The 26,804-nt window shown below is 67.4% G+C and carries 22 protein-coding genes; 11 read left to right on the forward strand and 11 right to left on the reverse strand.

All coding sequences use genetic code 11. The features are described from left to right. Positions 1 to 280: 280 nt before the first annotated feature. Positions 281 to 604 carry a hypothetical protein gene (locus QL987_RS09640; RefSeq protein WP_290157419.1) on the reverse strand — a complete coding sequence of 108 codons (324 nt, stop codon included), beginning with the start codon at positions 602 to 604 and terminating at the stop codon, positions 281 to 283. A 284-nt stretch (positions 605 to 888) separates the two neighbouring features. On the opposite strand from QL987_RS09640, the gene QL987_RS09645 reads away from it, so the two are divergent. Beyond that, positions 889 to 1,428: a VanZ family protein gene (locus tag QL987_RS09645; RefSeq protein ID WP_290157421.1), complete on the forward strand. Its 540-nt coding sequence runs from the start codon at positions 889 to 891 to the stop codon at positions 1,426 to 1,428. Positions 1,429 to 1,470: 42 nt separating this feature from the next. Here QL987_RS09645 and QL987_RS09650 read toward each other — a convergent pair whose 3' ends face one another. Together QL987_RS09650 and QL987_RS09655 are read right to left on the reverse strand one after the other, a co-directional pair. Then, entirely contained in the window at positions 1,471 to 1,824 is a 354-nt protein-coding gene (locus tag QL987_RS09650; protein ID WP_290157423.1) for a hypothetical protein, read from the reverse strand. Then, a complete protein-coding gene (locus QL987_RS09655) occupies positions 1,821 to 2,153 on the reverse strand; it encodes a hypothetical protein (protein ID WP_290157425.1) in 333 nt (110 codons plus the stop codon). Before QL987_RS09655 ends, QL987_RS09650 begins: the two co-directional genes overlap by 4 nt. Before the next feature lie 116 nt (positions 2,154 to 2,269). Between QL987_RS09655 and QL987_RS09660 the strand changes: the two genes are divergently transcribed. Then, a complete protein-coding gene (locus QL987_RS09660) occupies positions 2,270 to 3,430 on the forward strand; it encodes an ATP/GTP-binding protein (RefSeq protein ID WP_290157426.1) in 1,161 nt (386 codons plus the stop codon). After that, complete coding sequence (locus QL987_RS09665) at positions 3,427 to 3,780, forward strand: hypothetical protein (protein WP_290157428.1); 354 nt, start codon at positions 3,427 to 3,429, stop codon at positions 3,778 to 3,780. The genes QL987_RS09660 and QL987_RS09665 overlap by 4 nt, the downstream gene beginning before the upstream one ends. A gap of 268 nt (positions 3,781 to 4,048) precedes the next feature. On the opposite strand, the gene QL987_RS09670 is transcribed toward QL987_RS09665, so the two are convergent. From QL987_RS09670 to QL987_RS09680, 3 genes are all read right to left on the reverse strand, one after another. Next, positions 4,049 to 4,606 carry a hypothetical protein gene (locus QL987_RS09670; protein ID WP_290157430.1) on the reverse strand — a complete coding sequence of 186 codons (558 nt, stop codon included), beginning with the start codon at positions 4,604 to 4,606 and terminating at the stop codon, positions 4,049 to 4,051. Positions 4,607 to 5,056: 450 nt separating this feature from the next. Further along, entirely contained in the window at positions 5,057 to 6,877 is a 1,821-nt protein-coding gene (locus tag QL987_RS09675) for a DUF4012 domain-containing protein (RefSeq protein ID WP_290157431.1), read from the reverse strand. Between the two features lie 85 nt (positions 6,878 to 6,962). Beyond that, positions 6,963 to 8,012, reverse strand: a complete 1,050-nt coding sequence (locus QL987_RS09680; protein WP_290157433.1) for a glycosyltransferase — start codon at positions 8,010 to 8,012, stop codon at positions 6,963 to 6,965. Here QL987_RS09680 and QL987_RS09685 point away from each other — a divergent pair. The 5 genes from QL987_RS09685 to QL987_RS09705 all read left to right on the forward strand — a co-directional run bounded on the left by QL987_RS09685 (position 7,975) and on the right by QL987_RS09705 (position 13,553). Beyond that, the gene (locus tag QL987_RS09685) at positions 7,975 to 9,000 is read left to right on the forward strand and encodes a glycosyltransferase (protein WP_290157435.1); all 1,026 of its coding nucleotides are present in this window, start codon (positions 7,975 to 7,977) and stop codon (positions 8,998 to 9,000) included. The two genes, QL987_RS09680 and QL987_RS09685, sit on opposite strands and share 38 nt — an antisense overlap. Before the next feature lie 198 nt (positions 9,001 to 9,198). After that, on the forward strand, positions 9,199 to 10,128 hold the full coding sequence (locus QL987_RS09690; protein ID WP_290157436.1) for a hypothetical protein: 930 nt from the start codon (positions 9,199 to 9,201) through the stop codon (positions 10,126 to 10,128). Between the two features lie 266 nt (positions 10,129 to 10,394). Then, the gene (locus QL987_RS09695; protein WP_290157438.1) at positions 10,395 to 11,099 is read left to right on the forward strand and encodes a glycosyltransferase; all 705 of its coding nucleotides are present in this window, start codon (positions 10,395 to 10,397) and stop codon (positions 11,097 to 11,099) included. Between the two features lie 152 nt (positions 11,100 to 11,251). Beyond that, positions 11,252 to 12,019 carry a hypothetical protein gene (locus QL987_RS09700; protein WP_290157440.1) on the forward strand — a complete coding sequence of 256 codons (768 nt, stop codon included), beginning with the start codon at positions 11,252 to 11,254 and terminating at the stop codon, positions 12,017 to 12,019. Positions 12,020 to 12,239: 220 nt separating this feature from the next. Beyond that, on the forward strand, positions 12,240 to 13,553 hold the full coding sequence (locus QL987_RS09705) for an O-antigen ligase family protein (protein WP_290157442.1): 1,314 nt from the start codon (positions 12,240 to 12,242) through the stop codon (positions 13,551 to 13,553). 247 nt (positions 13,554 to 13,800) lie between these two features. Here the strand turns inward: QL987_RS09705 and QL987_RS09710 are convergent, their stop codons facing one another. Genes QL987_RS09710 through QL987_RS09730 form a run of 5 tightly spaced genes read right to left on the reverse strand, consistent with a single transcriptional unit; the run spans position 13,801 to position 20,100 of the window. Continuing rightward, positions 13,801 to 15,102, reverse strand: coding sequence for an oligosaccharide flippase family protein (locus tag QL987_RS09710; RefSeq protein ID WP_290157444.1), 1,302 nt, complete (start codon positions 15,100 to 15,102; stop codon positions 13,801 to 13,803). Next, positions 15,099 to 16,235 carry a glycosyltransferase gene (locus tag QL987_RS09715; protein WP_290157446.1) on the reverse strand — a complete coding sequence of 379 codons (1,137 nt, stop codon included), beginning with the start codon at positions 16,233 to 16,235 and terminating at the stop codon, positions 15,099 to 15,101. Before QL987_RS09715 ends, QL987_RS09710 begins: the two co-directional genes overlap by 4 nt. Next, on the reverse strand, positions 16,232 to 17,698 hold the full coding sequence (locus QL987_RS09720) for a sugar transferase (RefSeq protein ID WP_290157455.1): 1,467 nt from the start codon (positions 17,696 to 17,698) through the stop codon (positions 16,232 to 16,234). Before QL987_RS09720 ends, QL987_RS09715 begins: the two co-directional genes overlap by 4 nt. 13 nt (positions 17,699 to 17,711) lie before the next feature. After that, complete coding sequence (locus tag QL987_RS09725) at positions 17,712 to 18,641, reverse strand: hypothetical protein (protein ID WP_290157448.1); 930 nt, start codon at positions 18,639 to 18,641, stop codon at positions 17,712 to 17,714. A 16-nt stretch (positions 18,642 to 18,657) separates the two neighbouring features. Beyond that, the gene (locus QL987_RS09730; protein ID WP_111074851.1) at positions 18,658 to 20,100 is read right to left on the reverse strand and encodes a polysaccharide biosynthesis tyrosine autokinase; all 1,443 of its coding nucleotides are present in this window, start codon (positions 20,098 to 20,100) and stop codon (positions 18,658 to 18,660) included. Between the two features lie 156 nt (positions 20,101 to 20,256). Here QL987_RS09730 and QL987_RS09735 point away from each other — a divergent pair, with 156 nt between their 5' ends. The 3 genes from QL987_RS09735 to QL987_RS09745 all read left to right on the forward strand — a co-directional run bounded on the left by QL987_RS09735 (position 20,257) and on the right by QL987_RS09745 (position 26,473). Further along, positions 20,257 to 20,979, forward strand: a complete 723-nt coding sequence (locus QL987_RS09735) for a type II CAAX endopeptidase family protein (protein ID WP_111074850.1) — start codon at positions 20,257 to 20,259, stop codon at positions 20,977 to 20,979. A 177-nt stretch (positions 20,980 to 21,156) separates the two neighbouring features. Continuing rightward, positions 21,157 to 25,020, forward strand: coding sequence for a TIM-barrel domain-containing protein (locus QL987_RS09740; RefSeq protein ID WP_290157451.1), 3,864 nt, complete (start codon positions 21,157 to 21,159; stop codon positions 25,018 to 25,020). 154 nt (positions 25,021 to 25,174) lie between these two features. Then, positions 25,175 to 26,473, forward strand: coding sequence for a SpoIIE family protein phosphatase (locus QL987_RS09745; RefSeq protein ID WP_290157453.1), 1,299 nt, complete (start codon positions 25,175 to 25,177; stop codon positions 26,471 to 26,473). Positions 26,474 to 26,804 lie beyond the last annotated feature (331 nt).

Below are 26,804 nucleotides of genomic sequence, written 5' to 3' on the forward strand. Positions count from 1 at the left end.
CCGATCCTGGCAGTGGGCCGATCACGCACGGGGACATGAGAGGTCCCCAGTAGGGGGGACCACTCCCGAGAATTCGGGGTACACACCCCCACACTGGGGACAGTTCCGGCTCCGTCCGGACGTGCCGGGCGGAGCCGATTGTCCGAGGAACGTCGAAGCCCCGCCGGTGTTCCGGCGGGGCCTCGGTCATGCTGTTCCGGAGGTCAGGCTCCGGGTGGTGCTTCGCTGCTGCGCTCGATCCCTCGTGGTCGGGTGACCGTGATCAGTCCGTCCGAGCCTGTCAGTCGACCGGGCGGATGACGGACGGGAGCACGATGTGCAGACGCTCGGCGAGACGCGACTGTGCGTCCTCCAGCGAGCGGAAGTCCCCGACGTACTGGCCGAACGTGTCGGACACGAAGTAGTGCCCGTCGCGCTTGTCGACCGTGCCACCGAAGTAGCCGCCGTAGTTGGCGGACCAGAGGCCGGGTTCGACCTCGGCCCACAGGAGGGAGGCGCGGGAAGGAGTGTGGGCCACCTGGGCCTCGAGGACGGCGATCGTGTCCACCGTGTCGGTGTCCAGCGTCACCTCGACCTGGTGCACGTCGTGGCTGATGATCGTCATGGCCCTGCTCCTTCACGTTCTGGGGTACATCTGCTTGCGGGACAACGCTACGGCGCGCACCGGTTCCCTCACCAGCCGGCCCCGTCGATTCACGGGTTCTCCTGATCCGCTCCGGTATCAAACCCCGGAAAACCGGGACGGAACGTCACGTTTCCGGGGTACAGGGGACAAACCGGGGTACTCGCTTTCTGGACGGAATCCAGGTGGGTGGGGCGGGCCTCCCGTCCGGTGGTCGGCCGAGCGGTGGATCCGCTCTGGAGGCCCGCCCCGGTAGCGTCGCTCCCGTGACCCCCGACCGACCGGAGCCCGACGTGCGTGACGTGACGTCGGCTGCGGTCCGACGGGTGGTCGCCTCCGGACGCGCGCTCCGCCGCCGTGGCGGCACGAGTGCCCACGCGACCGGCCGCAGTCGCCGCGTCGCCGGCGCGCTGGCCGTCGCCTACGGGGTGGGCGTGGTCCTCATCGGCTTCTGGGGCACCCCCGTCGACTCCGGCGCGTACCCCCTGATCATCCGGCTGGTCGCCGCCGCGCAACGACGCGGGGCGCCCGGCTGGTTCGGCTACGACATGATCGAGTCGCTGGCGAACGTGGCGTTCTTCGTGCCGCTGGGGCTGCTCGTGGTCCTGCTCGCCGGGGCCCGCTGGTGGTGGGCCGGCGCGGGGGCGGGCCTGCTCGTCAGCGCCACGATCGAGACCGGGCAGGCGCTGTTCCTGCCGGCGCGGTTCGCGACCATCGACGACGTCGTTGCGAACACGATGGGAGCGGTCCTCGGAGCGGTGCTCGGGGTCGTGCTGCTCGGGGCGGCGGCGCGGCGGCGGGCCTGACCGCACGCCACCGACCCGTTCGTCCATCCAGGGGCCACCGCCTCAGGAGCCGTTGCCGATGCCCCAGATGCTGAGGTGCGGCAGCAGGCTGCCCAGTCCGAAACCGAACGCCGGGCCGAACCCGGTGCGCTTCCGCCCGACCGCGCGGGTCGTCATCACCACGCCGGTCCACCACAACGCCGTCGCGACGAGCAACAGCAGCCCCATGGAGATCCGGCTGGCCGTCACGTCGGTCCGGCCGTTCGAGACGTCGATCCCGCCGACGAACAGCATCAGCACCAGGTCGACCACCGAGAACACGAGCCCGAGCAGACCCGTCACGACGAGCGCGGTGACCGACAGGCCGACCTGGAGGCCCGTGGCCGGCGGATCCGCCGGCTCGCGCCCGTCGGTCACGACTTCGGTTGCTCGTCGACCTCGACGTGCACGCTGTAGGTCTTGGTGCTCTTCGCGCTGATCGTCACGACGGAGTCGTAGACCACGTCGTACCCCTTGGCGTTGACGTCGCAGTGCACCTGGTCGCCGTCCTTGAGCGCGATCTGCTCGTCGCCGCAGTCGACTTCCGGGGTGGCGTCGGACGTCTTCTGCAGCGCCTTGACCACCGTCGACTCGAAGCTCTCCGGACTGACCGTGCGGTACACCGACGCCGAGGCCGAGCACCCCGCCATCGTCGTCGCGAGCACCAGCGCCCCGAGGGCAGCCCCCGTCACGTGCTTGATCTGCATCTGCGTCCCCCGTCGTGCCGACCCGATGTCGAGCTTCTGTCGACCCTATCCTTCGTGGTTGCTCAGGTCCGGGGTGGCGGGCGGAGCGCGCAGGTGCACGCGCCTACGGTCGGGTCATGGCCTCGACCAGCACCACGATGGAACAGCACATCGCCGTCTTCGGAGGCAGTGGCAGCGGGAAGACCGTCCTGCTCTCGTCGTTCTACGGCGCCGCGCAGGAGCCGAAGGTCCGGCGTGCGAACCGGTACGCCGTCACCGCCGAGGACCGCGCACAGGGCCGGGCCCTGCACCGCAACTACCTGGGGATGCGGGACAGCTCCACCGTCCCGAGCGCGAACCGGTTCAGCGCCACGTCGTACCGGTTCGTCATCGAGCCGTCGGCGGAGGACCTGCCGAAGGGCCGCTCGAAGCAGAAGGCGGCGAAGCCCCTGGGCATCGTGTGGCACGACTACCCCGGCGAGTGGTTCGAGGAGGACCCGAGCTCCGCAGACGAGGAGGCCCGACGCGTCGAGACCTTCCGGTCCCTGCTCAGCGCGGACGTGGCCGTCGTGCTCGTCGACGGCCAGCTGCTCGCCGAGAACGCCGGCGAAGAGGAGCGGTACCTCAAGGCCCTGCTCACCGACTTCCACACCGGTCTCTACGCCCTGCGGGACGACGTGCTCGAGGACGGCAAGCGCCTGGCCCGGTTCCCCCGCATCTGGACCCTCGCGCTGTCGAAGGCCGACCTGCTGCCCGACCTGGACGTCGAGGAGTTCCGCGAGCTCGTCATCGGCAAGGCCGGCGGGGAGCTCGACGAACTGCGGAGCGTGCTGCAGAGCTTCGTCGAGGACCCCGACGCGCTCGACGTCGGCGAGGACTTCCTGCTGCTGTCCTCCGCCAAGTTCACGCCCGGCGCGATCGACGTCACCACCCGCACCGGCGTCGACCTGCTGCTGCCGATGACCGCGATGCTGCCGTTCGAGCGCTTCGCGAAGTGGGCCTCCACCCGGCAGCGCGGTGCCCAGGTCGCCGAGCAGCTGCTGAAGTTCGTCGGACCGGTCGTCGGGTTCCTGGGCACGTCGAAGTTCGTGAAGTCGAACCTGGTCGGCGCTGCCGTCAGCATGATCGGCGGTGGACTCGGCTCGAAGGCCGTCAGCTTCGCCGCCAAGAAGGTGGCGAAGGTGAAGGACCAGGCCGAAGCCGAACGCGAGTTCACCACCCGGGTGCTCGCCCGCTTCGCCGAGGACCTGGAACGCGGGGTCGACGACCGGGTGCTCCGCCGAGGAGACGACGCATGAGCTTCATCTGGGCCACCCGCGGTCGCACCTGGGGCTTCCGCTTCCTGGCGACCGAGCAGCCCGGGCAGGACCCCCTGGCCCGCTACGAAGAGGCCTTCGCCGGCGTCCGGGACGTGCCGGCCACGATCCGCCGACGGACCGGGATGCTCGCCGTGCGGTTCCCCGACCCGGAGGGACGGCAGGACCGCTCGGGGCGGCCGATCCCCCACGAGTTCGTGCTCACCCCACCGCTGAGCGACTCAGTGCGCTCGGTCGAGGACGCGGTGGAGCAGGTCTGGCCGCTGGTGAGGGAGCGGTACGCCGAGGTGTGGGAGCTACCGAAGGCCCCGGGCTCTGTGTCCGACGTGTGACGATCAGCCGAAAACTCGATGGTATTCAGCATCGCGGGCTCTGATCCAGCGTCGTCCACCGCTCGGGGGTCGTACGGTCAGCACGTGAACCCGAATCGCAGACCGTACCGTCGGCCATCCGCCTTCCCGTTGTGGCTGTGGGTGGTCGCCCCGCTCCTCGTCATCGGCGTGGTCGCCGTCCTGCTCGTCGTGACCTGACCCACGCCCCGCGAACGACGAAACCCCCGGAGCCTTTCGGCCCCGGGGGTTTCGTTCAGTGAGCTGAAGCTCAGACGGTCTCGCGCTGGCGACGGACCGAGCCGCGCACGACGAGCAGGCCGCCACCGAGGACGACTGCGCCACCGGCGACCCAGAGGGCCAGGGCGGAGACGGTCGAACCGGTGAATGCGAGGGAACCGTTGGTGCCGTTCGAGCCCGCAGCAACCGCAGCGGCGTCAGCCGGCGCGAGGGTGAAGGACGCGACGCCGACGACACCGGAGGTGGCGCCGGTGGCGGTCAGGTTGTAGGAACCCGAGCCACCCACGGGGAGGGTGACGCGGACGGGGAGGGAACCGTCGGCAGCGGCGGTGTACGCCTTCGAGACGGTGGTCACGGGCAGAGCGCCGAGGGTCGCGGAGGAGACACCGGCACCGGTGATCTGCACGTTGACGGTCTCGTTGTTCTGGAACGCGCCCGGGCTGAAGTTGACGACGACGACGCCACCGGCGACGTAGTTGCCCGAGATGGAGACGTTCGAGTCGGGTGCGTAACCAGCGGCGTTGGCGGCGGCCGGAGTTGCGAGCAGTGCGGCGCCAGCCAGCACGACCGCGGCGATGAGCTTCTTCATGAAGTAGTTCCCCTAGTGATCTGATCTGACAGACCCTGATACCAGAGCCCTGCCTCCGCAGATGTCAATCCCCCACGACCAGTGATGGCGAGTGCGATTGGCGAAGTTCCCTCAATCTAGCGGAGTTTCACAGATTTTTGCCACCCCTCATGCAACGAATGCGTGAACTCCGGCTGGATTCGCTCACAGGTTCGGCTGCCCGCTCGCCTCGCCGAGGGGCAAGAACGGCACCTTCAGGCGATGAAACACCAGGTCAGGAGGCGTATCGCGTGCGGCTGATGCCGATATGCGCCCGCTGGGAAAGACTTCCGTGCCCGTTCAGGTCAGCTGGATCCCCCCGGAGTGGGGGTCTTCCGGAGCGACGTTATGTGGCGAATCGCCGTGCGTGATTACGTCGGAGTGCCGCTCTGGGAGCCGTATAGTTCGCGGTCGCCTTCGCGCGTCGGCTGCTCAGCCGACCGGAACTGGCTTCGTGCAGTCGAACTGCAGGGGCTCGACCTTCGACTGCCGCACCCCGGGTGTCGACTCCGCCTGGACGCCGGCCTTGGCGTACTTGGCATCGCCGAGGAACGCCACACGGAACGTCGTGCTCTGCCCGGGAGCGAGGAGCGTGCGCAACTGCGCAACCGGGTGGTCGCCGTCGACCGTGGTCTGCAGGCCCGCGGCCTTCCCGTCCTGCGACGCGCCGAGGTAGATCGCGTTGGGCGGTGCGTAGACCGCGACGAGCGTCTTGATCTTGCCGGGCTCGGTCCCGAAGTCCCCACCGCCGGTGACGTAGCGAGGCAGGCTCGTCGCGGCATCGGCTGGAGCGGTGTTCTTGAGCGTCACCTCGACCACGGACGTCGGCCGCCCGTCCTTCCGGCACACCGAACTGCCGACCGAGACCTTCTTGTCGAGGTAGTAGTCCATCTTCGCGGCGGTGCCGTCGTTGAGGTACACGCCGAATTCGCGTGTGCTCGCGCTGGCACGCGGGAGATCACCGGCAAGGGGCGTGTTCTGGAGCTGCCGCTCTTCGCCGTCCTTCCCGCTCCAGAGACGAAGTCGGTTCTCATCGGCCCCCTGAGCCAGCGCTGCCATGAATTTCTTCGCATCGAACTGACCGCTAGAGATCTTGGTGAACACGGTGCTCGCGGCCGAGGCGAAGAAGGCGTCTTGCTGGTCGCCGTTCTGGTACTTGGCGTAGACGTCACTGAGGAGCACCTTCGCGGCGTTGTCGGCCGTCAGCGTGTCACCAGTTGGCAGCTGCACCGGGCCGGTCGCGCGGAGCAAGTACGACAGCGTGACAGGGTCCATCGACAGGACCCCGTCTACCTTCTCGCCGAACCGCCGATTCCACATCTCGCGAGCGAGTTGCGCCGAGACATCGAAGCGAGGAGTCAGGTTCACATCCTGCATGTACTGACCGGTGATGGAGCCGTACAAGGCCTTCGTGTCGTCACTCAGCGGCAGCACTGGTTCAGCGAACTCTCCGAAGGAGGACCCGGAAACCTGGTCACCGAGCCGGATCGCTCCATCCTGCGCATGCAGCAGAGCAACAGCACCGGATATCCCGCCACCTGCACGGAGCTCCGCGTTGTTCTGGAAGAGAAGGAGGTACTTCCGCTCCCCGTCGGACCCGAGCATGGCAGGCGCCAGCTGCACCGCTCGATTAGCGACTTCGGCCTGCTGCGAGACGGTCGACACCGCATTCCGGAGGCGGTCAACCGCGTTGGTGACTGGCGACAGCGTCGACGACGTGTCGATGCGGGCTGCGTCGCGATCGGCCTGCTGCAGTGTATTCGTCGCTTTGGCGACCGCCGGCTGAGCGCGTACCAACGGCTCGAGATCGACCTTGCCGTTCTTCGGTGCGAAAGCGTTCAAATTCACGTTGTTGATGACACTCGCGACCGGCTTCACAGCACCAGTCGAGATGTCATCCACAATCACCGCCACATCGCGGACTGCGCGCAGATTGGTGCCAAAGAAGGGAACATGCTGGAACGCGCTCCACACGGGGTCGCCGGTGAGTGACCGCGCCGAGGACGCATGATCACCGAGAGCCCGAGCTGTCTTCTGCGCGGCCTTGGTATCACTAGCGACGAGCTGCGAGCGAAGCGTGCCGACGAGTTCAACCGACTGTTCGAGGTCTCGCTTCGCCATCAGTCCTCGGATGCCGACCCATGCCACGGCGAGGATGAGCAACATGACGAAGGCCAGGACGACCCACAACACTGTCCGGCGCCTGTGGGTCCGTCGTGTTGGGATTCGCCGCGACTCGGGAAGGTCGGACATGCGCCAATCCTAGGGTTCGGCTGTCGGTGTCGGCAGACCTGTGCGCATCTGACGCCGAAGGTGCCGGGGCCCCAACGCGCGGGCGTCAGTCGACAGACGAGCGGAGGCCTTGGATGCTGCCCCGAAGAAGGGCTCGTATCTTCGCGTACTTGGCGTCCTCGTGCACGGCGATGACCAGTGCCTTCCAAGCGAGGACTGCGAGCGCTCTTGATCTTCGGTTCGGGACCACCTGAAGGTCCATCGGGCTTCGCCGATGCTTCCGCGCGTAGTACAGGACGTCCTTGGCCATTCGCTCGAGTCGTTGTGCGCTGTGACCCCACGCGGTCGCACGGCTCTGACGTCGCGCATCCCCGATCGAGTGATGCAGCGCAGTCCGGTGGTCGATGCCGATCGCCCGCCCACTCGACCGGACACGGAGGCAGAAGTCGAAGTCCACGTAGTCGATGAAGAGTGCCTCGTCCCAGCCGCCGATACGCCTCCAGTCGTCGACACGAATGAGGGAACCGGACGTGATGCACGCGTTCACCCGCTCGAGCCCCCTCCCGTCGTGGGCCACATCGGACCCGAGGTTCCGATCATCGATGCGTGGCCCGACCATGGCCAAATCCTCGTTCTCGTCAAGGTTTGCCCGGAGCGTTGCTACGAGTCCCGGCACGGACACCGAGTCCTGGTCCAGCATCAGCACGAGCTCCGCGTGCTGCGACTCTGCGCTCTGCACCGCGATGTTCATCGCAACGGACAGTCCCCTGTTCACAGGGAGACGGCTGAGGACCACTTCTTCGGGGAGGTCGTCGGCGAAGGTGGACGCGTTCGCCGACCCGTTGTCGACCACGATGACCGCGTCCACCTGCCGAGCCACTGCTCGAAGGTTCTCAGCAAGGATCCCGAGGTCCGGTTCGTACGTCACGATGCATGCGAAGGTCCGCACTGGGCCCCTTTCCACACGGGCATCCATGGAGGATCGATCGCCCATGCGAGACTCAGCGTACGTGACCGCCAGAAGAGACCAGGAGTGTTCATCCATGACGGCCCCGAACCGCGACCACTCGAAGTCCATCCGAATCCACGTCCACCTCCGGGGGGCCGACGTAGCGCTCATGCCCTCGATGGGGCCGGCGGAGATCTGGTACTTCATCGCCCACAGCGATCTTCCCCCGGAGAACGAACTCCCGACCTGGTGCGTACGCGTGACGCCGCTCTCAGCGGTGCGACGAATCTTTGCTACGCGGGCGCACACAATCGAGATTCCGGAGCCGCTCTGGGCCAGGTTCCTCCCGACCGGCCTGACCTTGATGGTCGCCGCTCGGATCGCACGGCTGACGTCAGGTAGACCGGTTCGCACTGTCTTTTACGCGCTCGAGAACAATGAGCCTGACCGCGCTTTGTTCGGGGACTCGCCAGTTCCCGCTCCGCTCCGTCGCACGTTCGTCCGCATCCTTGGGCTGGTCGAGAGCTTACTCGTGGACCGGGTCGCATTCGGCACTCCCGCCGCGCAACGGTCCTACGAAAGCATGGGGACGCTGCAAATCAAGGAGTCGCTCGTGATCACAGAGCTTCCCGCCCGCCCTACGTCCGCGCAAGACGACCAGCCGGGGAATCACAACAACGGTCAGGCGCTATTCGTCGGCGGCCTCGAGCGTCGCAAGGGTGTGCGGCCGCTGATGCAGGCCTGGGCGGACGTCGAACGCATCAGGCCAGATGCGAGGATCACGATCATCGGCAGTGGACCTCTCGCCGACGAAGTGGCCCGTTGGGTGGACGCGAAACCCTCAACTCGACGTTACCTCGGTCAGGTCCCGCACGCCGAGCTAGCCGACCACTACAGGTCGGCTGACGTACTCATCGCGCCAAGCGTGAGAGACGGTCGTTGGCGAGAGCAGGTCGGTCTGCAGCTGCGAGAGTCCCTGAGGCAAGGGTTGACACTCGTGGTCACCAACGAGACCGGGCTTGCGGATTGGCTGGCTCAGAACGGACACCATGTCCTCTCGCTTGAGAATCTGACGGACAGCCTGCCGAAAGCAATCCTCTCCGCGCTCGCGAACCCGATTCCCCGCGAGACCGTGCGATCCTCGCTACCGCGGGAGGACGGACGGGTCGCCGCCGACAAGTGGTTGCACGGCTAGTCGAACCAGCCGTGCAGGCCTCCGCGTAGCCCTATCCGGGATGAAGCGTGCGCCGACTAGTATGGGGAAGCTGGTCGGGCGTGATTCATTGTGTCGTCATGGCTCAGAGCCGTCGAACCAAGATCTCAAACTGAAGTGGAAAGGGACGCCGTGGGGGCTCCTCGCCGACCTGTGTCAGCCGATACCGTCCACGACGTCGTGCTGATCAATCCGCTCGGAGGTGCACTGCATCACTACACGAGGCAGCTACTTCAGACGCTTCAGAGTTCTGAGCTGCAGGTGAGAGCACTCACGCTCTACGAACCGTCGATATCGGGCGGTTCTCGGGTCAAGTGGCTCCGAGATTACGTCGCCGCGCTCCTGTCGGTGCGCGGCAGTAACGCCCGCGTGCTCGTGACCTGGCCCGTCCTGGGGCACATCGATCGACTGCTTGTCCCACTACTGACAGGCGATCGCCGAGGTGCTGTCATCATGCACGATCCGCGTCCGCTGGTCCGTGCAGTTGGTTACGGGCCAATCGCCACATGGCTGGCAAAACGCGTCGCAGACTCGGGAACGCTTCTCGTACACAGCGTGCTGGCGCAGAAGGAGCTGCGAGCCAAAGGCGTACGGGCAGATGTCGTGCCGCATCCGATCATCGCGTCCGCAATTCCCCGAAGAGTGTCTGGCACTCCGATCGTCCGAGTTCTCGGGCAGTGGAAGCCTGACCGGGACCTCAACTTGCTCACGGCGCTGGCGGAGCTCTTGCCGGAGGCGACACTCGAGATAGTCGGCCGCGGATGGCCGTCAGTCCGTGGCTGGAATGTTCGGGACGAGTTCGTGTCCGAAGACGAACTCGACTCACTCATCGCGACGAGTTCAGCGGTCCTGATCCCCTACCGGCGCTACTACCAAAGTGGTATCGCTGCGCGGTCGCTTGAGATGGCCGTGCCAGTCGTAGGCCGCAGACTGGAGCTTGAACCGATGACAGGCGCAAGCTACCCGTACCTCGTCGAGACGCCGGACCTCTCAGACTGGGCAGATCGCGTCAAAGCTGCCGTAACGAGCGAACAGACAACGCTGGAGCGGGTCCGCCGCGAGGTGGCGGGACGCGCACTGGAGTCTTGGCAGACCTGGGGGCGTTCATGAAGTGGGACGTACTCGATCTTGGCCCGGCTCCAATCGACACTGGTGAACGATGGAATCATGACCCCCGTATCGGTCGGGTAGTCCGGCTCGTTCGACCGGCACCTTCGGGCCGGCGGTTTGGCTCGCGGGCTCTTGGTCTTGGCCTCGACGCATTTCGAGTGGCTCTCCGGGCCCGCTTCCTGGCAAGGCGACCCCTCATCGCGATGAACCCGTGGACGACTGTGGCAGCGCGGTTAGTCGGTTTTCGGGATGTCTCTACCGTCGGCTTGTATGCGAAGGAGGGTAGCCGGAGCTGGAAATTACTCCGTGCCGCGATCGGTAATCGCCCGGTCGTCACGCTTTCTGAACACGAAGCGGAACGGTGGCAGACCGCCGGTGGGCGGGCTGCCGCAGTTCGATACGGCTCAACCTTCCCCGAGCTCAACGAGACTGTGGAGCCTCAAACCGCCGGAGCGGCGACGCCCACCAGCGTGACCGTCTTCATAGGCGGATCCTCCGACCGCGACCCGAACGCGATCGAAGCCCTCGCGCGGGAGGTGCGAGCAAGCCATTCTGCCGTACGGCTGGTCATTGCGACGGGTGACCACGAGGCGAGCGACGACGGCCAGGTAGTCCGACTGAGTTCGGTTACACCTGCGAGCTTCAGCGAACTCATCGCCGACAGTGATGTCGTCTACCTTCCGCTCGCAGACAACGGGCGAGCTGCGGGCCACATGGTTCTTGTTGAGGCGCTCCAGCGCGGCAAGCCCGTCGTAGCCACGTGGGTCGCGGGAATGGACGAGTACTTCGACGACGTGCACGTGATTCGGGCGAAGTCCGATGCTCTTCCCCAGCTTGTCAGCGTCGGTATGATATTCCGTGGGCGGGCGACCGAGGTGCATCAGTACTGGAAAGCGCACCACAGCAAAGAGGCCTTTGGCGAACGAATACTCGATGCATTGGACCGGCTCCGAGCGGGAGGGCCGCGTTGAAACTTAGTCTCGTCATTGTCAACTTTCATAGCTTTGAGTACATCCAACGATGCCTTGCCAGCGTCGACGCATCGTGGTGCAGTCAGGTCGTTCTCGTTGACAACTCACGTGACCCGCTGGAAGCCGATCGGCTCACTTCCCTCCCTCTTCCCGTGACCCACAAAGTCATCATCGAGCCCGACAACCTGGGATTCGGGGCTGCTGCGAACGACGGAATTCGCCTGGCCCTCCGTGATGAGCCCGATCATCCGGTCTGGCTCGTGAACCCAGACATGACATTCCCTGCGGAAACACCGATTGCACTCATTGATCGGCTTTCTCTTGGCCTCGACGACATCCTGAGTCCAGTGATCGTCTCAGGAGAGCATCATGCCCTTCAGATCTGGTTTGCTGGCGGAGCTGTCAACCAGCAAACGGGTGATGTAGTCCATGACGACTACCTCTCACCGTACGATCGCACGGAGCCCCCACTAACTCGTTCGACCTCTTTCATGTGCGGAGCAGCACCCGTCTTCACGCGTGACGCTTGGATTCAGCTGGGTGGTTTCCGAGACGACCTCTTCCTTTATTGGGAAGATGCCGAGCTGTCACTCCGGGCGCAAGATGCACGCCTTCGAATGACAGTCCTCGGCCCTGTTGATCCTGTCTGGCACGCGGTGGGCGGCACCGGTCAGGGCTCAGGTCAGAGCGAGGCCTTCTACTACTACTCCGCACGCAACCGAATCATGATCATGCGCCAGCGCAATGGCTGGTCGGCGCTGGCTCGGCCCCGGGTCTTGATCCAGCTGATCAAGTTCGCCTTGCGGCCGGTCCGCCGCGAACTATCCCAACGGGTCCCAAAGTCACTAGCAGCTCTGCGAGGGTACTTCGATGGAGTCCGCTCCGTGCCACCCAGAGGACCCACCAGTCGACGACACTGAGAAACGCGCGCACGAAGGCGACAACTAGGTTGCACGTCAAGACTGTACGAACAGCGGGAACCACGCTGGTTCGCCTAGGATCGGGATCTGAGCTCGCCGACGGCTCCAGGGCCGCGGTACTCACCTGCCATGCCTCGACCAGCAAAATGAATCGTAGGGCCGAGCGCTTCATTGGACTCGCTTGGGCGCGAGTGAACAGTTACCGGATCGGACCAGAGACATGAGCCCATTGATCGAATTCTCAGTCCTTGCCTTGCTGTTCGTGGTGACTTTCGTGTCCTCGGCTGCGTCGTCACGAGCACGAAATTTTGTTGTCCCGTTCGTCGTCGGAATCTCAACCGGCTTATTCGCAGTACAACTCGCGAACATCCATGTCTTCACCCCGATCGTCATCGCGTGGTTTCTAGCGCGCGCCGGTAGACGAGAAGTTGATCTTCGATGGTCGGTATTTGCGCTTCCGCTTGCCTGCGCACCAGTCGCGCTGACAGTTTTCTTCGGCGACCTGGTGGTCAACCCGAACTTGGCACTCCAACTCATGAGCTTCACGCTCTGCGCCGCTTGCATAGTCGGCGCTTGGCGGGCAGACACGCACCGCCCCCTCTTCCTCGGGCTGTTGACAGCAACGACCGCATCGGCTTTGCTCGGTCTCTTGCAAGTGGCGCACATTGTTCCGACGGATTTGTGGCATGTAGAAGTTTCCGCTCTCGGGCGCCCGACTGGGTTCTATCCTGAACCCGACTGGCTCGGAATGTATGCGGGGGTGGGAGTGCTTCTTGCTTGGCGGCTGCCTCTGCCTGCGAAGATCCGAATCCTCGTCATCTTGATCAACCTTTCCGCACTCGTGCTTGCATTCGCTCGCGCTGCTTGGCTCGGCTTCGGTGTGGCCGCCGCAGTCGCTGTTGCTGTCTGGCTCATCCAGCGAAACCACAGCGAACCGATTATGGGACATGGGCAGTCTGGCCGCTTGCGCTCGCTTTTCTTCACGCTTGTCGCGTTGGTCACCGCGGTGATCGCGCTCCCCGACCTCAGACGCGACCTCGTCACACGCCTCAGCAGCACGTTGACCGCACAAGCGGGCGATGTGTCAGCACAGGCGCGGGTCGAGCAGAATCGCACACTGTCCGCCCTGGCTGATAGTGCGCCTTGGTACGGACATGGCTTGAGTTCGAGTGGGCGTGTTGGGGTTTCTGGTATTTTCTACTCGGCGCAGTCGACTAATTCCGTGGCCAGCAACTGGGCACTCGGCCTCTGGGTCGACAGTGCCTGGTTATCCGTCCCGCTGTTCGCACTGATCACTGTTTTGCTCGTCGCAAGAATCAAACACATTGAGGGATCGCTCCTACTGGTAGTATTGACGAGTTCATTTTTCTCCAACGCGTTCTTCCAACCGCTGACCTGGACGTTACTCGCGGTGACCCTTGCAACGTTCAATCAGCATCGCGACACAAAACGGGCCATCGATTCGAAGACCGCGCGCGGACTTCCCGATCGCGCGTCTCTCACCCCAGCGATGAAGTACCGACCACTTCGCTGAAACCTGACGTGCCAGCACGAAGCAAAATCGTATGTAGGCTGACCGGCTGGCTTGCTCTTCGGCCGGACCTCTCGTCTTGCTCAGATCATCGAGGGTCAGCGAATCTCCGGACTACACGACCCCGTGCGGAGTAGAAGTCCATCGCTTCAGCATTCAGCGACAGGGCGCCGCAGCGAGCACGTCAACTGGACCATCGCGGTTTTGGCCACCGGAGCGGAGACCGGTGCGCACGCGACGAGCACTCGAGTCAACGCGCTGATGATCGCTTCCTGAGACCACGCCAAAGATCGCGCAGCTCCGACGGGTGCACGGAGTGAAAACGGCGCACGTCAACATCGAGTCTCGTGTGCAAGAAGTACAGATTCAACGCTGCGGCCGTACCGTTCCCCAGCAACGTGGCTAGTGCAGTACCAAATGCACCAAACACTGGAGCCAGAGCCACAACTGCGATGCAGTTGACAGCGACTGCGATAAGGAGAGAGAGGCTCCTGCTGCCGGGTCGGCCGCGCGCACCGAGTGCCGTCCCGGCCACCACGCCTGGCGCCGTGAGCGCGTAGGTGGCCAGCATGATGAGTGCCGCTGGGATTGATGCCTGGAAGCCTTCGCCGAAGAACGGCCCTACCCACAGCGGCAACGTCACTCCGATGACCACCGAGGCCATGATCATGACCAAGAAGGTCAGACGCGAGGTCTTTGCCAGCAGGGCGTCGTCTCGATCCCTTGCATCAGACGTGAACATGATGGAAGTGACTGTGGTCATCACGATGAGAGTCACGTCGCTGATGTTCACCGCGACGACGTACAAACCCAGCTGTTCAGGCCCGGCGAGTGGATTGAGCAGGATCTGGTCGAGCCTCGAGAGCAGGATGCCCGACAGCGATCCGATCCAGACGCGCCAGCCGTAGGCAAGAATCTGCCGCTGGGCGGCGGTCGTTTCGCTCCGCGGGTGTTTCCTGAGCCGCACGAAGGCGAGTACCCCCACCAGAGGGGAAAGAACGACGATCACGGTTGCGCTCGTCACCGTGAGCATGCCGAGGGTCGCCAGCACAGCGATGGGTGCGAGGCGGGCGACTGCGCCGATGATGCGCTCGTTGCGCACCGCAGCCCAGTCCCCGTGTCCCGCAGCTGCTCCTCGGAGAGCGGCCAAGATCGCGGTGGGCAGCAACGAAACACCAGAAGCCTGGATCAGCAGCGCGAGCTGATCATCGCCGGCAGCGATGAACGGCGCTGCAAAGTAGATCACCATTGCGGCGAGCACGGACACGAGAGCGAGCACCGGCACACTGCGCCAAACGAGCCGTGTCCCACCGTTCCTTCGGGCCGTGAAGTACGTGATCGCTTCTGGGACACCGACGGTTGCGGCGACGGAAGCAAAGAGGAACGGCGCGGTGGTGGCCGCGAGTTCGCCTCGCTCGGCGACGCCGAGCGCCTGGGCAAGGATAGGAGCGCTCGCGAACGACGCGAGCGGAGCCATCAGATTGCCGACAGCGGCAGCGCCTAGATCTCGGAGGCGGCTGCTGGGCTTGTTCTTGGACGCATTCGGGGTCAACCCTCTTTCCCCTTACTTCGCCGTACCAGCGCTCTCAACACGGCTTCATAGCGCGCGCTGACATCCCGCCACGAATAGTGCTGCCGTGCGCGAGTGATCCCTCGCTCGCTCGTCTGCTCCTGCTCGGCGGGATCCGATAGCAATGCGGAGATTCGCGCAGCGATGTGATCCCCATCCGCTGAGGTGAAAGCGGTGTGGTCCGGCCCGAGTACCTCGCGATTGTAGACAGTGTCTAGCGCCACGATCGGTGCGCCGAGCGCCATCGCTTGGACGAGTGCGGGGTTGGTACCGCCGACACTGTGTCCGTGGAAGTACGCACCAGCGTGTTGCCATAATGCGTAGAGGAGGCCGTCATCAGAGAGGTGTCCGAGCCATCGAACGTGAGCATGCCGATCTGCGAGTTCCTGGGCCTTCTGATCCAGGTCGCCGCCGTAGCCACTGGATCCCACGATCACCACGTCCCGGTTCTCCGCAAGTATCGGCACCGCTTCGAAGAAGGCTTCAATCGTATTCTCTGGCACGAAGCGAGCCACGACCAGGACGTATTTGCGTCGCACCAGGCCGAGAGGCACCGGAAGCATCTCGGTTTCCTCAGCGCCGTACGGGATGAACGTACTGGTTTTCCCGAATCGCCCACGCCAGTAGTCGACTATCGCGACCGCGTCCGCGATGAGGACATTCGCCGATCGCGCTGACAGGTGGGCTCCGGACAAGAAGACGAGCTTCGCGAGGCGCCCCCACTTTGCTCGCTCCCATTCGATTCCATCTACGTTGATGGCGACGGGGATGCCCCGCGCCCGCAGGAGCGGGAGCCAGAACCCGTTTGCGACGTTCATGACGAGCGCGACGTCCACCTGGTGGAAGAGCGCATCAAGAACAGCGGTCAGCCCGAACGACAGAGTGCTGAGAGACTTTGACTCGATACCCCTCGTGGTTCTCCGCTCGACGCGGGTATCCGCTTGTGCCTCGTCCAAGGTGACGCCTGAACGCCCGTACACCACGACATCCCAACCTGCGTCAACGAGGGCGGGAGCGATGTGCCGAACCGCCGTCTCGAAGCCTCCGTAGAAGCTGGGGTACCCGCGGGTGCCGATGATGGCGACTCGCGGGCGGCGGGACGTTCGGTTCTTCAATATGCGCCTTTCGATGCGACGACGGCGCGAGCGGTCCGCCAGAGGATTACGAGGTCACCCATCAGCGACCAGTTCTCAACGTAGAAGAGATCAAGACGGACCGAGTCCTCCCACGACAGATCAGACCTTCCACTCACCTGCCACAAACCAGTCATTCCTGGTTTGACAAGGAAACGGCGGTGCACGTGTTGGTCATAGCTCTCTACCTCACGGCTGAGAGGCGGCCGTGGCCCGACCAGGGACATGTCACCGAGGAAGACATTGAACAACTGTGGCACCTCGTCCAGGCTGTACCGGCGCATGAAGCCCCCGACCCTGGTCACGCGCGGGTCGTTCTTCATCTTGAACAGCACGTCGTTGCCCTCGGCCCGGTCCAGCTGGCTGAGCTCCTGCAGGCGGGCTTCGGCGTCGACGACCATGGACCGGAACTTGATCATCCGGAAGGTGCTGCCGTTCAGACCGACGCGCTCCTGGCGGAAGAACACCGGCCCCGTCGACGTGGCCTTCACCAGCAGGGCCAGGACGAGCAGGACGGGCGACAGGACCAGGATGAGCAGCGTCGAACCGATCATGTCGAAGGCCCGCTTCGTGTAGAGCTTGCGGCCGGTGTAGGTCGGCGTCTCGACGTGGATCAGCGGCAGGCCCTGCACCGGGCGAGTGTGGATGCGGGGGCCACCGATGTCGGTCAGGCTCGGGGCGACGACCAGGTGCTGGCGGCCGGGCTCGAGCGACCAGCTGAGCTGTCGGACGCGCTCCGGGGGCAGGTCGTCGGCGCTGGTGATGACGACGGTGTCGGCTCCGGTGGTGGCGAGGGCGACGGTCAGGTCGTCGAAGCCGCCGAAGCTCTGCACGGTCGAGCCGGGCAGTGTGCCGTGGGTGCCGGCGGAGACGGCGGCTCCGACGACGCGGTACCCGGCCTCCGGGGAACGCCCGAGCTCGCGCGCCAGGTGCAGCACACTGCTGGTCGAGCCGACGAGCAGGACCTTCGCCGAGTAGTTGCCACGCTTGCGCTCCGCCACCAGCCACTGGCGCCACATCCAGCGCGAGAGGAGCAGGACGACGATGCCGACCGGGAAGGCGATGAGGATGTAACCGCGGGCCAGGTCGACGTGCAGCAGGAACGCGACGATCGCCAGGAACCCGAAGACACGGACGCTGGCATCAGCGACCAGGCGGTACTCGGTGCTGCCGACGCCGATGACCCGGTGCCCGCGCGTGTCGTAGAGCGCCAGGGCGGTCATCCAGACGACGATCACGACGACGGAGATGCCGGTGTAGCTCAGGCGCAGGTCGGCCGTGTTGGTGGCCAGGTTGGAGTCCAGGCCGAGCCAGGCGATCTGGACGCCGAACACGACCCAGAACAGGGCGAGCAGGTCGGTGACCAGGACGCGGCGCGAGAACGACCGGCTCCACTCCTCGGTGGACCCTGTCGACGGGGAGACGCGAACCGCGCCCGCGGTCATGTCCGCCACCGGCTCACCATGTGGCCCCGCCGTCGGTCGAGACCGTGACGGTGTCGCCGGCCCACAGCCACACGTCGTCGCCGGAACGGGCCAGGCCGATCGGACCGTCGGTGGCGGCGTCCGCGTCGCAGCCGACCGCGGTGGGCGTCGTCGCCGGCGTCACACCGACAGCGGGCATCGACGCGATCTGCACGCCGGCACACGTCTCGGCGCCGACGCGTGCGAGCGAGTAGTCGTTGCCGGCGTCAGCGAGCGAACGGACCCCGGTGAGCGGCACGTCCACCCAGGCGCCGGTACCGGAACGCCATTCGAAGTGGCCGTCGCAGAGCACGACGGAGGTCTGCTTCCCCTGGAACGCCTCGACCGGTTCGCTGCAGGGCGGGGCGACGACCCCGGTCGACAGGACCAGCCCGGCGGGCGAGACGCCGGCTCCGGCCGCCCCGGCTCCGCCAGCGCCCCAGGTGACGCCGCCGTCGGTGCTGGACCGCACCGTGGGGGCGCAGTTGTCGCCGACACCGGCCAGGATCGTCAGGTCCGCACTGGAGGCACGGATCGCCATCACCGACGAGACGTCGGCTCCCAGCGCGACCGGCTTCCAGGTCGCACCGGCGTCGGTCGTGTGTTCGAGGGTGGGCGCCGGACCGCCGCACGTCCCGCCGGACGCGCGCCATGCCTCCTGGCCGTCGACCGCGGAGAGCGAGCGACGTGCGCCGGCGGCGTCCGCGGTCGGCGTCGGGGACGCGCTCTCGCTGGAGCGCGGTGAGCTGGAGAAGGTCGGGATCGGGCCCGCCGGGTCACCGGAGTTCGGTGCGGTGCGTCCCAAGGCGAGCGTGACGAGTGCGATGTCGATGACGACCAGCACGACGATCACGATGGCGACCCAGACCAGGGTCGTCCGCGTGAGCGACGAACCGAGGTTTCGGGTCCCCCGGCGAGTGTCCATGTCCCCCGACCTCGTCTCAGCGCTCGGCGCGACTCAGGGCGCCGAGCTTCTTCCCGCCGCGCTTGGGCGGCTTGACCTTCGGTGTGTCCTCGTCCTCGATGCCGTAGCCGTACCCGTAGCCGTACCGGCCGTAGCCGTACGCACCCGGGCCGCGGACCGGCATCATCGTGATGACGAAGCCGGCGATCGGCGCACCCACGCTCTCGAGGGCGGAGACCGCAGCGGCGAACTGGCCCTTGTGCGTCTTGCCCGAGGCCACGGCGACGATCGCGCCGGAGGCCTTCTTCGCCAGGATCGCGGCGTCGGTGACGGGCAGCAGCGGCGGGGCGTCGAACAGGACGTAGTCGAACTCGCCCTCGAGCCGCTCGATGAGGTCCTGCATGGCGCGGGACCCGAGCAGCTCGGACGGGTTCGGCGGGATCTGTCCGGCCGGCAGGACGACCAGGTTGCCGCGGCCCCAGGGCTGGGCGACGTCCTCGAGCTCGGCGCGGCCGATGAGCACGTCGGTCAGACCGGCGTTGGTCTCGACGTCCATGTACTCGGCGACGCGGGGACGGCGCAGGTCGGCGTCGATGAGGATCACGCGGAAGCCGGCACTGTCGAGCGCGATCGCCAGGTTGGCGACCGTGGTGCTCTTGCCCTCGGACTGCACGGACGACGTCATCACGAAGGTGCGGGCGCCGGTGCCGATGTCCAGGAACTGCAGGTTGGTGCGCAGCGTGCGGAACGACTCAGCACGCGGGCTGCGCGGGTCGACCTGCACGATCAACGGACGTTCCGAGGCCTTGCTGTCGAAGGCGATGCCACCGACGACCGGCTTGTCGCTGATCTTCTCGACGTCCTGCTCGGTGCGGACGCGGTTGTCGAGCGTCTCGCGGAGCACGGCGATGCCGACGCCCAGGGCGAGCCCGACGAGCAGGCCGAGTGCGACGTTGACGGGGACGTTCGGGCTGACCGGGACGCTCGGCACGTCGGCCTGCTTGACGCGGGTGAGCTTGACGCTGCTCTTGCCGTCGGCGTCGGTGGCCTCGATGTCCTCGACGACGTTGGTCAGGCTCTGCGAGGTCGCGTTCGCGATGTTCGCCGCCTGCACCGGGTCGGTGTCGTTCACGCTGATCGAGATCAGGGTCGTGCTCGTCGGCGCGGTCGCGGACACCATCGTCGCGAGCTGGTCGGCGTTCATGTCGAGCTGGAGCTTCGAGATGACCGGCAGCAGCACGATCGGCGTCGACACCAGGTTCGAGTACGTCAGGACACGCTGCTGGGTGAAGGTGTTCCCCTGAGCCAGGTCACTCGCGCTGCCCGAGGTCTCCGTCGAGACGAAGACCTGCGCCGAAGCGGAGTACACCGGCTTCTTGAGCAGGGAGAAGCCCGCGGCAGCGGCAACTCCGACGAGTGCCAAGACCAGGATGAGGACCCATCCCTTACGTAGCACGGTGATGTAGTCGCGTAGTTCCACGCGGCCCGCCTTCCCCGACGATCCCGCCGCTCGCCCGTGGTCCCAACACGAGTGCCCGGGGATGTCCCGGTGTACGGCATTCAAATAGTGCCACATGATCGAGCAACGCTCGGCTGTATCGGCCGTTCTGGGCCACCCGTCCTCTACGGTGAGCCCATGAGCACCGAGTCCGACGTGACCCACGCCGAGCCCGACACCAGCCGTCAGCGGGACCTCGTGATCCTGCTGGTCGCGCTGGGGGTGGCGGTGATCCTGGCCCGGGTCGCGTCGGGGTTCAACACCGCCGGCAAGATCCAGCCGCCCGTCATGCAGGTGCTGGTGGCCGACTTCGCCGTCTGGCTGCCGCTCGTCGCGGGCATCGTCTGGGTGCTGCGCCGATCGGCGAGCACGGACCGTGCGGCCCGGCTGCGCCTGGGACTCGGTGACGCGATCTTCGCGATCGGCATCGTGATCCTGTGCCGGGTGTTCGACGTGTTCCTCGGCCTGGCGTTCACCGGCTCGACGGGCCTGACCCCGGCGCCGACGCTCGGGACCCCGGACGAGACGCTGCTGATCGTGTCGGCCATCGGCATCGTGCTGGTCAGTCCGTTCCTCGAAGAGGTCTTCTTCCGCGGGCTGTTCCAGCGCCGGATGGCCGCCGAGCTCACCCCGCGCACGCGGTTCCTGGCCGTGTTCCTCACCGCGTTCCTGTTCGCGGTGCTGCACGTCCTGCTCGGTGCCGGCGGGACGCAGCTCGAGGGCTTCCGGGTGTTCCTGACGATCTTCGTGCTCGGGTCGCTGACCGGCACCCTGGTCGCGATGACGAACCGCATCGGCGGCGCGATCATGGCGCACGTGCTCTTCAACGCGGTGGCGGTCGTCGCGACCTGGCCTCGCTGAGCCGACCCGCGCCTCCCGTCTGGTCCACTGAGCGCCGTCGACGGCGCCCATCCTCCTTGCGGTCTTCCATGCAGGAGCTATGAGGCCCTACAGTTTCCCACGTTGTAACGCGGGCGCCTAGGGGGCGCCCGCGCCACCGATCAGACCGGACGACGTCGTCCACGAGGAGCCCATCCCTTGCGTCCCACTCTCATCTCGAGCCGGGGGCGCCGTCGCTTCCTCGGGCCGTCACTCGCCACAGCCGTCGTCGGAGCGCTCGCGCTCGGCGGGCTCGGCATCTCCGCCCTGCCGGCCGCAGCCGCTCCCGACGCCCGCACCGTGGTGTCCGGCGAGGCCCGCTTCCAGGTGCTCTCACCCACCCTGATCCGCACCGAGTACGCGGGCGACGGGCAGTTCACCGACCAGGGCACGTTCAACGTGGTCGGGCGTGACGACTTCGCCCCGACGCCGTTCACCAAGACCGTGCAGGACGGCTGGTTGACGCTCGACACCGGGTCGATGACCGTGCAGTACCGGCAGGGCACCGGCGACTTCAGCCAGGACAACCTCCGGGTGACGCTGGAGACCTCCGCGGGCCAGGCCGTCACCGGGTCCCCCTGGGTCACGGCACGGACGCCCTCGTGTGCGATCGGCACGCTCTGCGAGGGCGAGGCACTCGCGCTGCAGGGCCTGGCGAACGCGACGGACCACAAGGGGTACACGGGCGCTGGCTTCGCCGCCGGGTTCGAGAACGTCGGCAACTCCATGACGTTCCGCACCGACGTCGCGATGGCCGGGTCGTACGACCTGGCCATGCGGTACGCCAACAACCAGGGCGGCGACGGCAAGGTCGAGACCCGCACGCTGAGCATCGTCGTCGACGACCGCGCCCCGGTCACCCTCAGCCTGCCGGCCGGCGCGAACTGGGACGAGTGGAAGCAGACCACCGCAGCCCTCGACCTGACCGCCGGTCCGCACACCGTCAAGGTCGTCCGTGGTGACGCCGATTCTGGTCGGGTGAACGTCGACAGCCTGGCGATCGTCCCCTCGGGTGCGGCCTACCCGGCGCCGACCGCAGCGTCCGCCGGCCAGGACTGCGCCTTCGGCGTCGTCTGCCAGGCCGAGGACGCCGCACGCAGCGACCCCGCGACCGTGGCGACGAACCACAACGGCTTCGCCGGCGACGGCTTCGTCGCCGGGTTCGAGCGCGCCGGCGCCCAGATGACCGCGCACGTCACCGGGGTCCCGGCCGCGGGCGACTACGCGCTGCAGGTCCGGTACGCCAACGGGTCGGCCGGCACGCCCACGCTGACCGCTGCTCCCGTCGGCCAGACCGCCACGACCGGTGAGCTCCCCCGCACCAGCGGCTGGGACTACTGGAACACCGTGACGGTCCCCGTACACCTGGCGGCCGGCGCGAACGACATCGCGATCGGCTGTCCGACCGTGGCGGCCAACTGCAACGTGAACTTCGACACGATCGCGGTCGTCGACACCGCGTCGCCCGTCCTCGCCGCGCACGCTCCGCTCGGTGGCTACCGGCGTGACCTCGACACCGCCAACGGTGCCGCGAAGACGAACCCCGGCCTGCTCTACCAGGACGGCTGGTCGCTGCTCGACGACACCGCTTCGGCACTGTACGACCCGGCGACCGAGCAGACCACGCCCCGCGGCGACCACGGTGGCGAGGGCTACCAGGACGGCTACGTCTTCGGGTACGGCACCGAGTACACGACCGCGCTGAAGGACCTGGCGACCCTGACCGGGCCGTCGAAGCTCCTGCCGCAGTGGGCGTACGGCGTCTGGTACTCCGAGTACTACGACCGGTCGCAGCAGGACTACCTGGACATCGCGAAGCGCTTCCAGGACGAGGGCGTCCCCGTCGACGTCATGGCGATCGACACCGACTACAAGACCGGCAGCCCCACCAACGAGGGCGACAGCAAGTGGGACGGCTGGTCGGTCGACCCGGCCCGGATCACGGACATGACGAGCCTGCTCGCCGACTGGCACGCCGAGGGCATCCACAACACCCTCAACATCCACCCGTCGATCTCCAGCAAGGACCCGGAGTTCGCGGCAGCGCAAGCGACCGCGAAGGGCAAGCTCACCCAGGGCGACGGCGACCGCTACCTGTTCGACTGGTCGGACCCCGACCAACTCAAGGCCTACTTCGACCTGCACACCTCGCTGCAGCCGGAGGGCGTCGACATGTGGTGGCTCGACTGGTGCTGCAGTGAGAACTCGAAGTACTCCGCCAACGGGGTGACGCCGGACGCGTTCATCAACCAGCAGTACGCGAAGTACACCGACGAGCAGCTCAAGGGCCGCGGTCTGGCGTTCTCCCGCGCCTACGGCTCGCTGACCGCGGGCGGCTACGGCAACCCGCAGGCCGTGCCGACCGGACCCTGGGCCGACAAGCGCACCACCGTGCACTTCACCGGGGACACCACGTCCTCGTGGGACGAGCTCGCCGCCCAGGTCGGCTACACCCCCGGTGAGTCGGCAGCGACCGGCCTGTCCGCGATCAGCCACGACATCGGCGGGCACAACGGTGCGCAGTACGGCATCGCGGGCAAGGAGCCGGGCACGACCCAGCTGCCGGCCGACATGTACGCCCGGTGGGTGCAGTTCGGCGCGTTCCAGCCGATCGACCGCCTGCACAGCAACCACAGCGACCGGCTGCCCTGGCAGTACCCGGCCGAGGCGAACGCGTCGGCGAAGCAGTTCCTCAACCTCCGCGAGGACCTGCTCCCCCTGACGTACACCCTGGCCGCCGACGCCTCGGCGACCGGCACCCCGATGCTGCAGCCGCTCTACCTGCAGTACCCGGAGGCGCAGGAGTCCTATGCCCAGGCCGGCTCCGAGTACCTCTACGGCAAGGACGTGTTGGTCGCGCCCGTCACCACCGCGAACGACGACACCGGGAAGGCCACGCGTTCGGTCTGGTTCCCGGCCGGCGACTCGTGGACCGACTGGTTCACCGGCACGACCTACCAGGGCGGCACGACGGCCGACGTCACGACCGACCTGACCACCATGCCGGTGTTCGTCCGCAGCGGCGGCATCGTCCCGACCCGCTCGCACCACGTCGCGAACGACGCCGCACCGCTCGACGCGGTCACGGTGACGGTCGCGACCGGCGCGGACGGCACCTTCGCCCTGCACGAGGACTCGGGCGAGGGTCAGCCGACCGCGGCGGCCTCCTCTGCTCGCGTCGCGGGCAACTCCGCGTCGACCACGATGCGGTTCACCCAGCAGGCCGACGGCGGCACGCTCGACATCGCCCCGGCCGACGGCTCGTTCACCGGCCAGGTGCGCGACCGCTCGTGGACGGCGACGTTCACCGACGCCGACCGCCCCGTCTCCGTCACGGTCGACGGGGCTCCCGTCGCCGCGTCCGACTGGACGTACGACGCCGACAGCCGCACCATCACGGTGCCGGTCGCCGAGCGCTCGGTGACGGACCGGACCATCGTGCGGTACTCGAGGGTCGCTGCTGCGGTGCCGAGCCTCCAGGTCGCCGCGCCGACGGTCACCGCCGGTGACACGCAGACGGTGACCGGCTCCGGGTTCCCGGCGGAGGCGACGGTCACACTGTCGACGACGCCGGCGCTCGGTGGCCAGGTCACCGTCCGCACCGGTGCCGACGGCACGTTCCGCAGCGACCTGGCGGTGCCGGCCACGGCCTCCGGCCGGGTGACGGTGTCCGCCTCGGTGGGCGGCGTGGTGCTGGCGCGGGTCGGGTTCACGGTGACGGCGGCGGCGACCGCTCCGCCGACGGCATCGCCGTCGCCCGCGCCGGGTTCGCCTGCTCCTGTGCCGGGCTCGCCTGCTCCCGCACCGGGCCCGCCTGCTCCCGCGCCGGGTGACGGCGCCGGTGCCGGCCCGGGTTCCGGCGGTGCGGGCACCCAGCCGGGAGGCTCGTCCCCCGCCGGCGACGGCGCCCTCGCCTGGACGGGTGCGAACGTCGTGCCCCTCGGTGTCCTCGCCCTGGTGCTCCTCACCGCCGGCGGGCTGCTGCTGACACAGCGCCGACGACGCCACCGTCGGGCCGAGTAGGTCCGCGGCACGGCACCACGGTGCAGACGACGGCGGGGCACCCGGGAACGGGAGTCCCGCCGTCCGCACCGCCCGACACCTGTCGTCCGGCGTGGCCCCTCTTCGGGTCGACACCCCGTCGGTCCACCCCGTTGTCCAGTAGCCTCGGCTGAGCATGTCTCGCCCAACCAGCGTCATCGACAACCCCCTCGTCCGGCAGGCTCCGATCAGCGGCCTGCTGGCCCTCGGCGCGCTGCTGACGGTGACGCTGCCGACGCTCGAGATCAGCGACCTGACGATGTTCCTCGCCAGCCTGGTCACCGTCGGCGTCGCGACCCTGCTCGCCGCGTTCGCTGCACACTTCCCGCGCGTGGTCCCGCTCGTGCCGATCCTGCTGGCCGTCGACTTCGTGTCCCTCGCCTTGTTCCGGACGGGCACCGGCGCCGGGGCGTCCGTGTTCACCTCGCTCGTGGTCCTGCCGGTGGTGTGGTGGGCGTCGCTCGACGGCCGACGCACGATCCTGTACTCGATCCTCGGCGTCACGATCGTGATCCTGGCGCCGTACCTGCTGCAGCCGGGCTCCGTGATCCGCGCCAGTGAGCTGGTGCGCCTCGGCATCACCGTCGTCGTGTTCGGCACGGTCGCCGTCATCGTTCACGAGCTCTCCCGCCGCGCCCGCCGTTCCGTCCGCTCCGCCGAGGCCCGCGAGGTCCGCGTCCGCGCCGAGATCGAGCGCGCCGCCGCCGTGCAGCGCTCCCTGCTGCCCACCTCGAGCGACGGCCTGGGCGAGAGCGTCACCGTCGCCGGCACCTGCATGCCGGCGAAGAGCGTCGGCGGCGATTTCTTCGACTGGTACCGCACCGAGAACGGCATCGCCGTCGGACTCGGCGACGTGATGGGCAAGGGCGTCGGCGCCGGACTCATCGCCGCCGCCGTCCGCGCCACGATCCGCAGCGCCCGCACGGTCGACGACGCCTCCGAGGCCCTGCGCCGCGCCTCCGACGGCCTCGCCGCCGAGGGTGCCGGCACCGACGTCACCTTCACCACGCTGTTCCACGCGCGCATCGACGACGACGGCGGGCTGCAGTGGGCCGACGCCGGGCACGGACTGAGCTTCATCCTCCGTGCTGCCGGAGGGGTGGAGCGCCTGCGCTCCGTCGACCTGCCGCTCGGGATGGGCCTCCGCGACGAGTGGGCGACCACCACCGGCACCCTCGAGCCGGGCGACCTGCTCATCTCGTTCAGCGACGGCGTGCTCGACCTGTTCGGCGGGCGCGACGACGCGGTGGACTCGGTCGCCGAGCTGGCGCGTGCCGACCGGACGCCGGCGGCGATCGTCGCGGCCCTGGCCGAGCGGGCGGCCGAGGTGCCGCACGACGACGACGTGACGGTCATCGCGATCCGCCGCGAGGCTGCGTCCGCCGAGCCGACCGAGGTCGCGGCCGCGCCGCTGTCCCGCTCCCGCGCGGCCTGAGGGGCGCTGGGCCGCGCCGCTCGCGGGCGTGCGGGCGGGCGCCGAGGCTCGCCTGTGCGGACAACTTGCGCCGCCTGGCAGGCGCGAACTGCCCGCCTAGCCGAGGCTCGGCCCCAGCGACACCGCACGCAGCGAGCCACGCGAGCGCAGTCGCCCACCGCGAACCCCACGCCGGCCGGGAGGCCCGTCCCAGCCCCGCCACGCGCCTCCCGCCCGAGCCTCGGCCACGCGGACACCCTGCGGCCGCCCACAGGCGCAAACCGTCCGCCAGGCCGAGGCTCGCCCCCAGCGACACCGCACGCGCCCGGCAGCGCGAGCGCTGTCGCCCCCC

This window comes from Curtobacterium sp. APC 4022, assembly GCF_030407555.1.
Taxonomy (GTDB): domain Bacteria; phylum Actinomycetota; class Actinomycetes; order Actinomycetales; family Microbacteriaceae; genus Curtobacterium.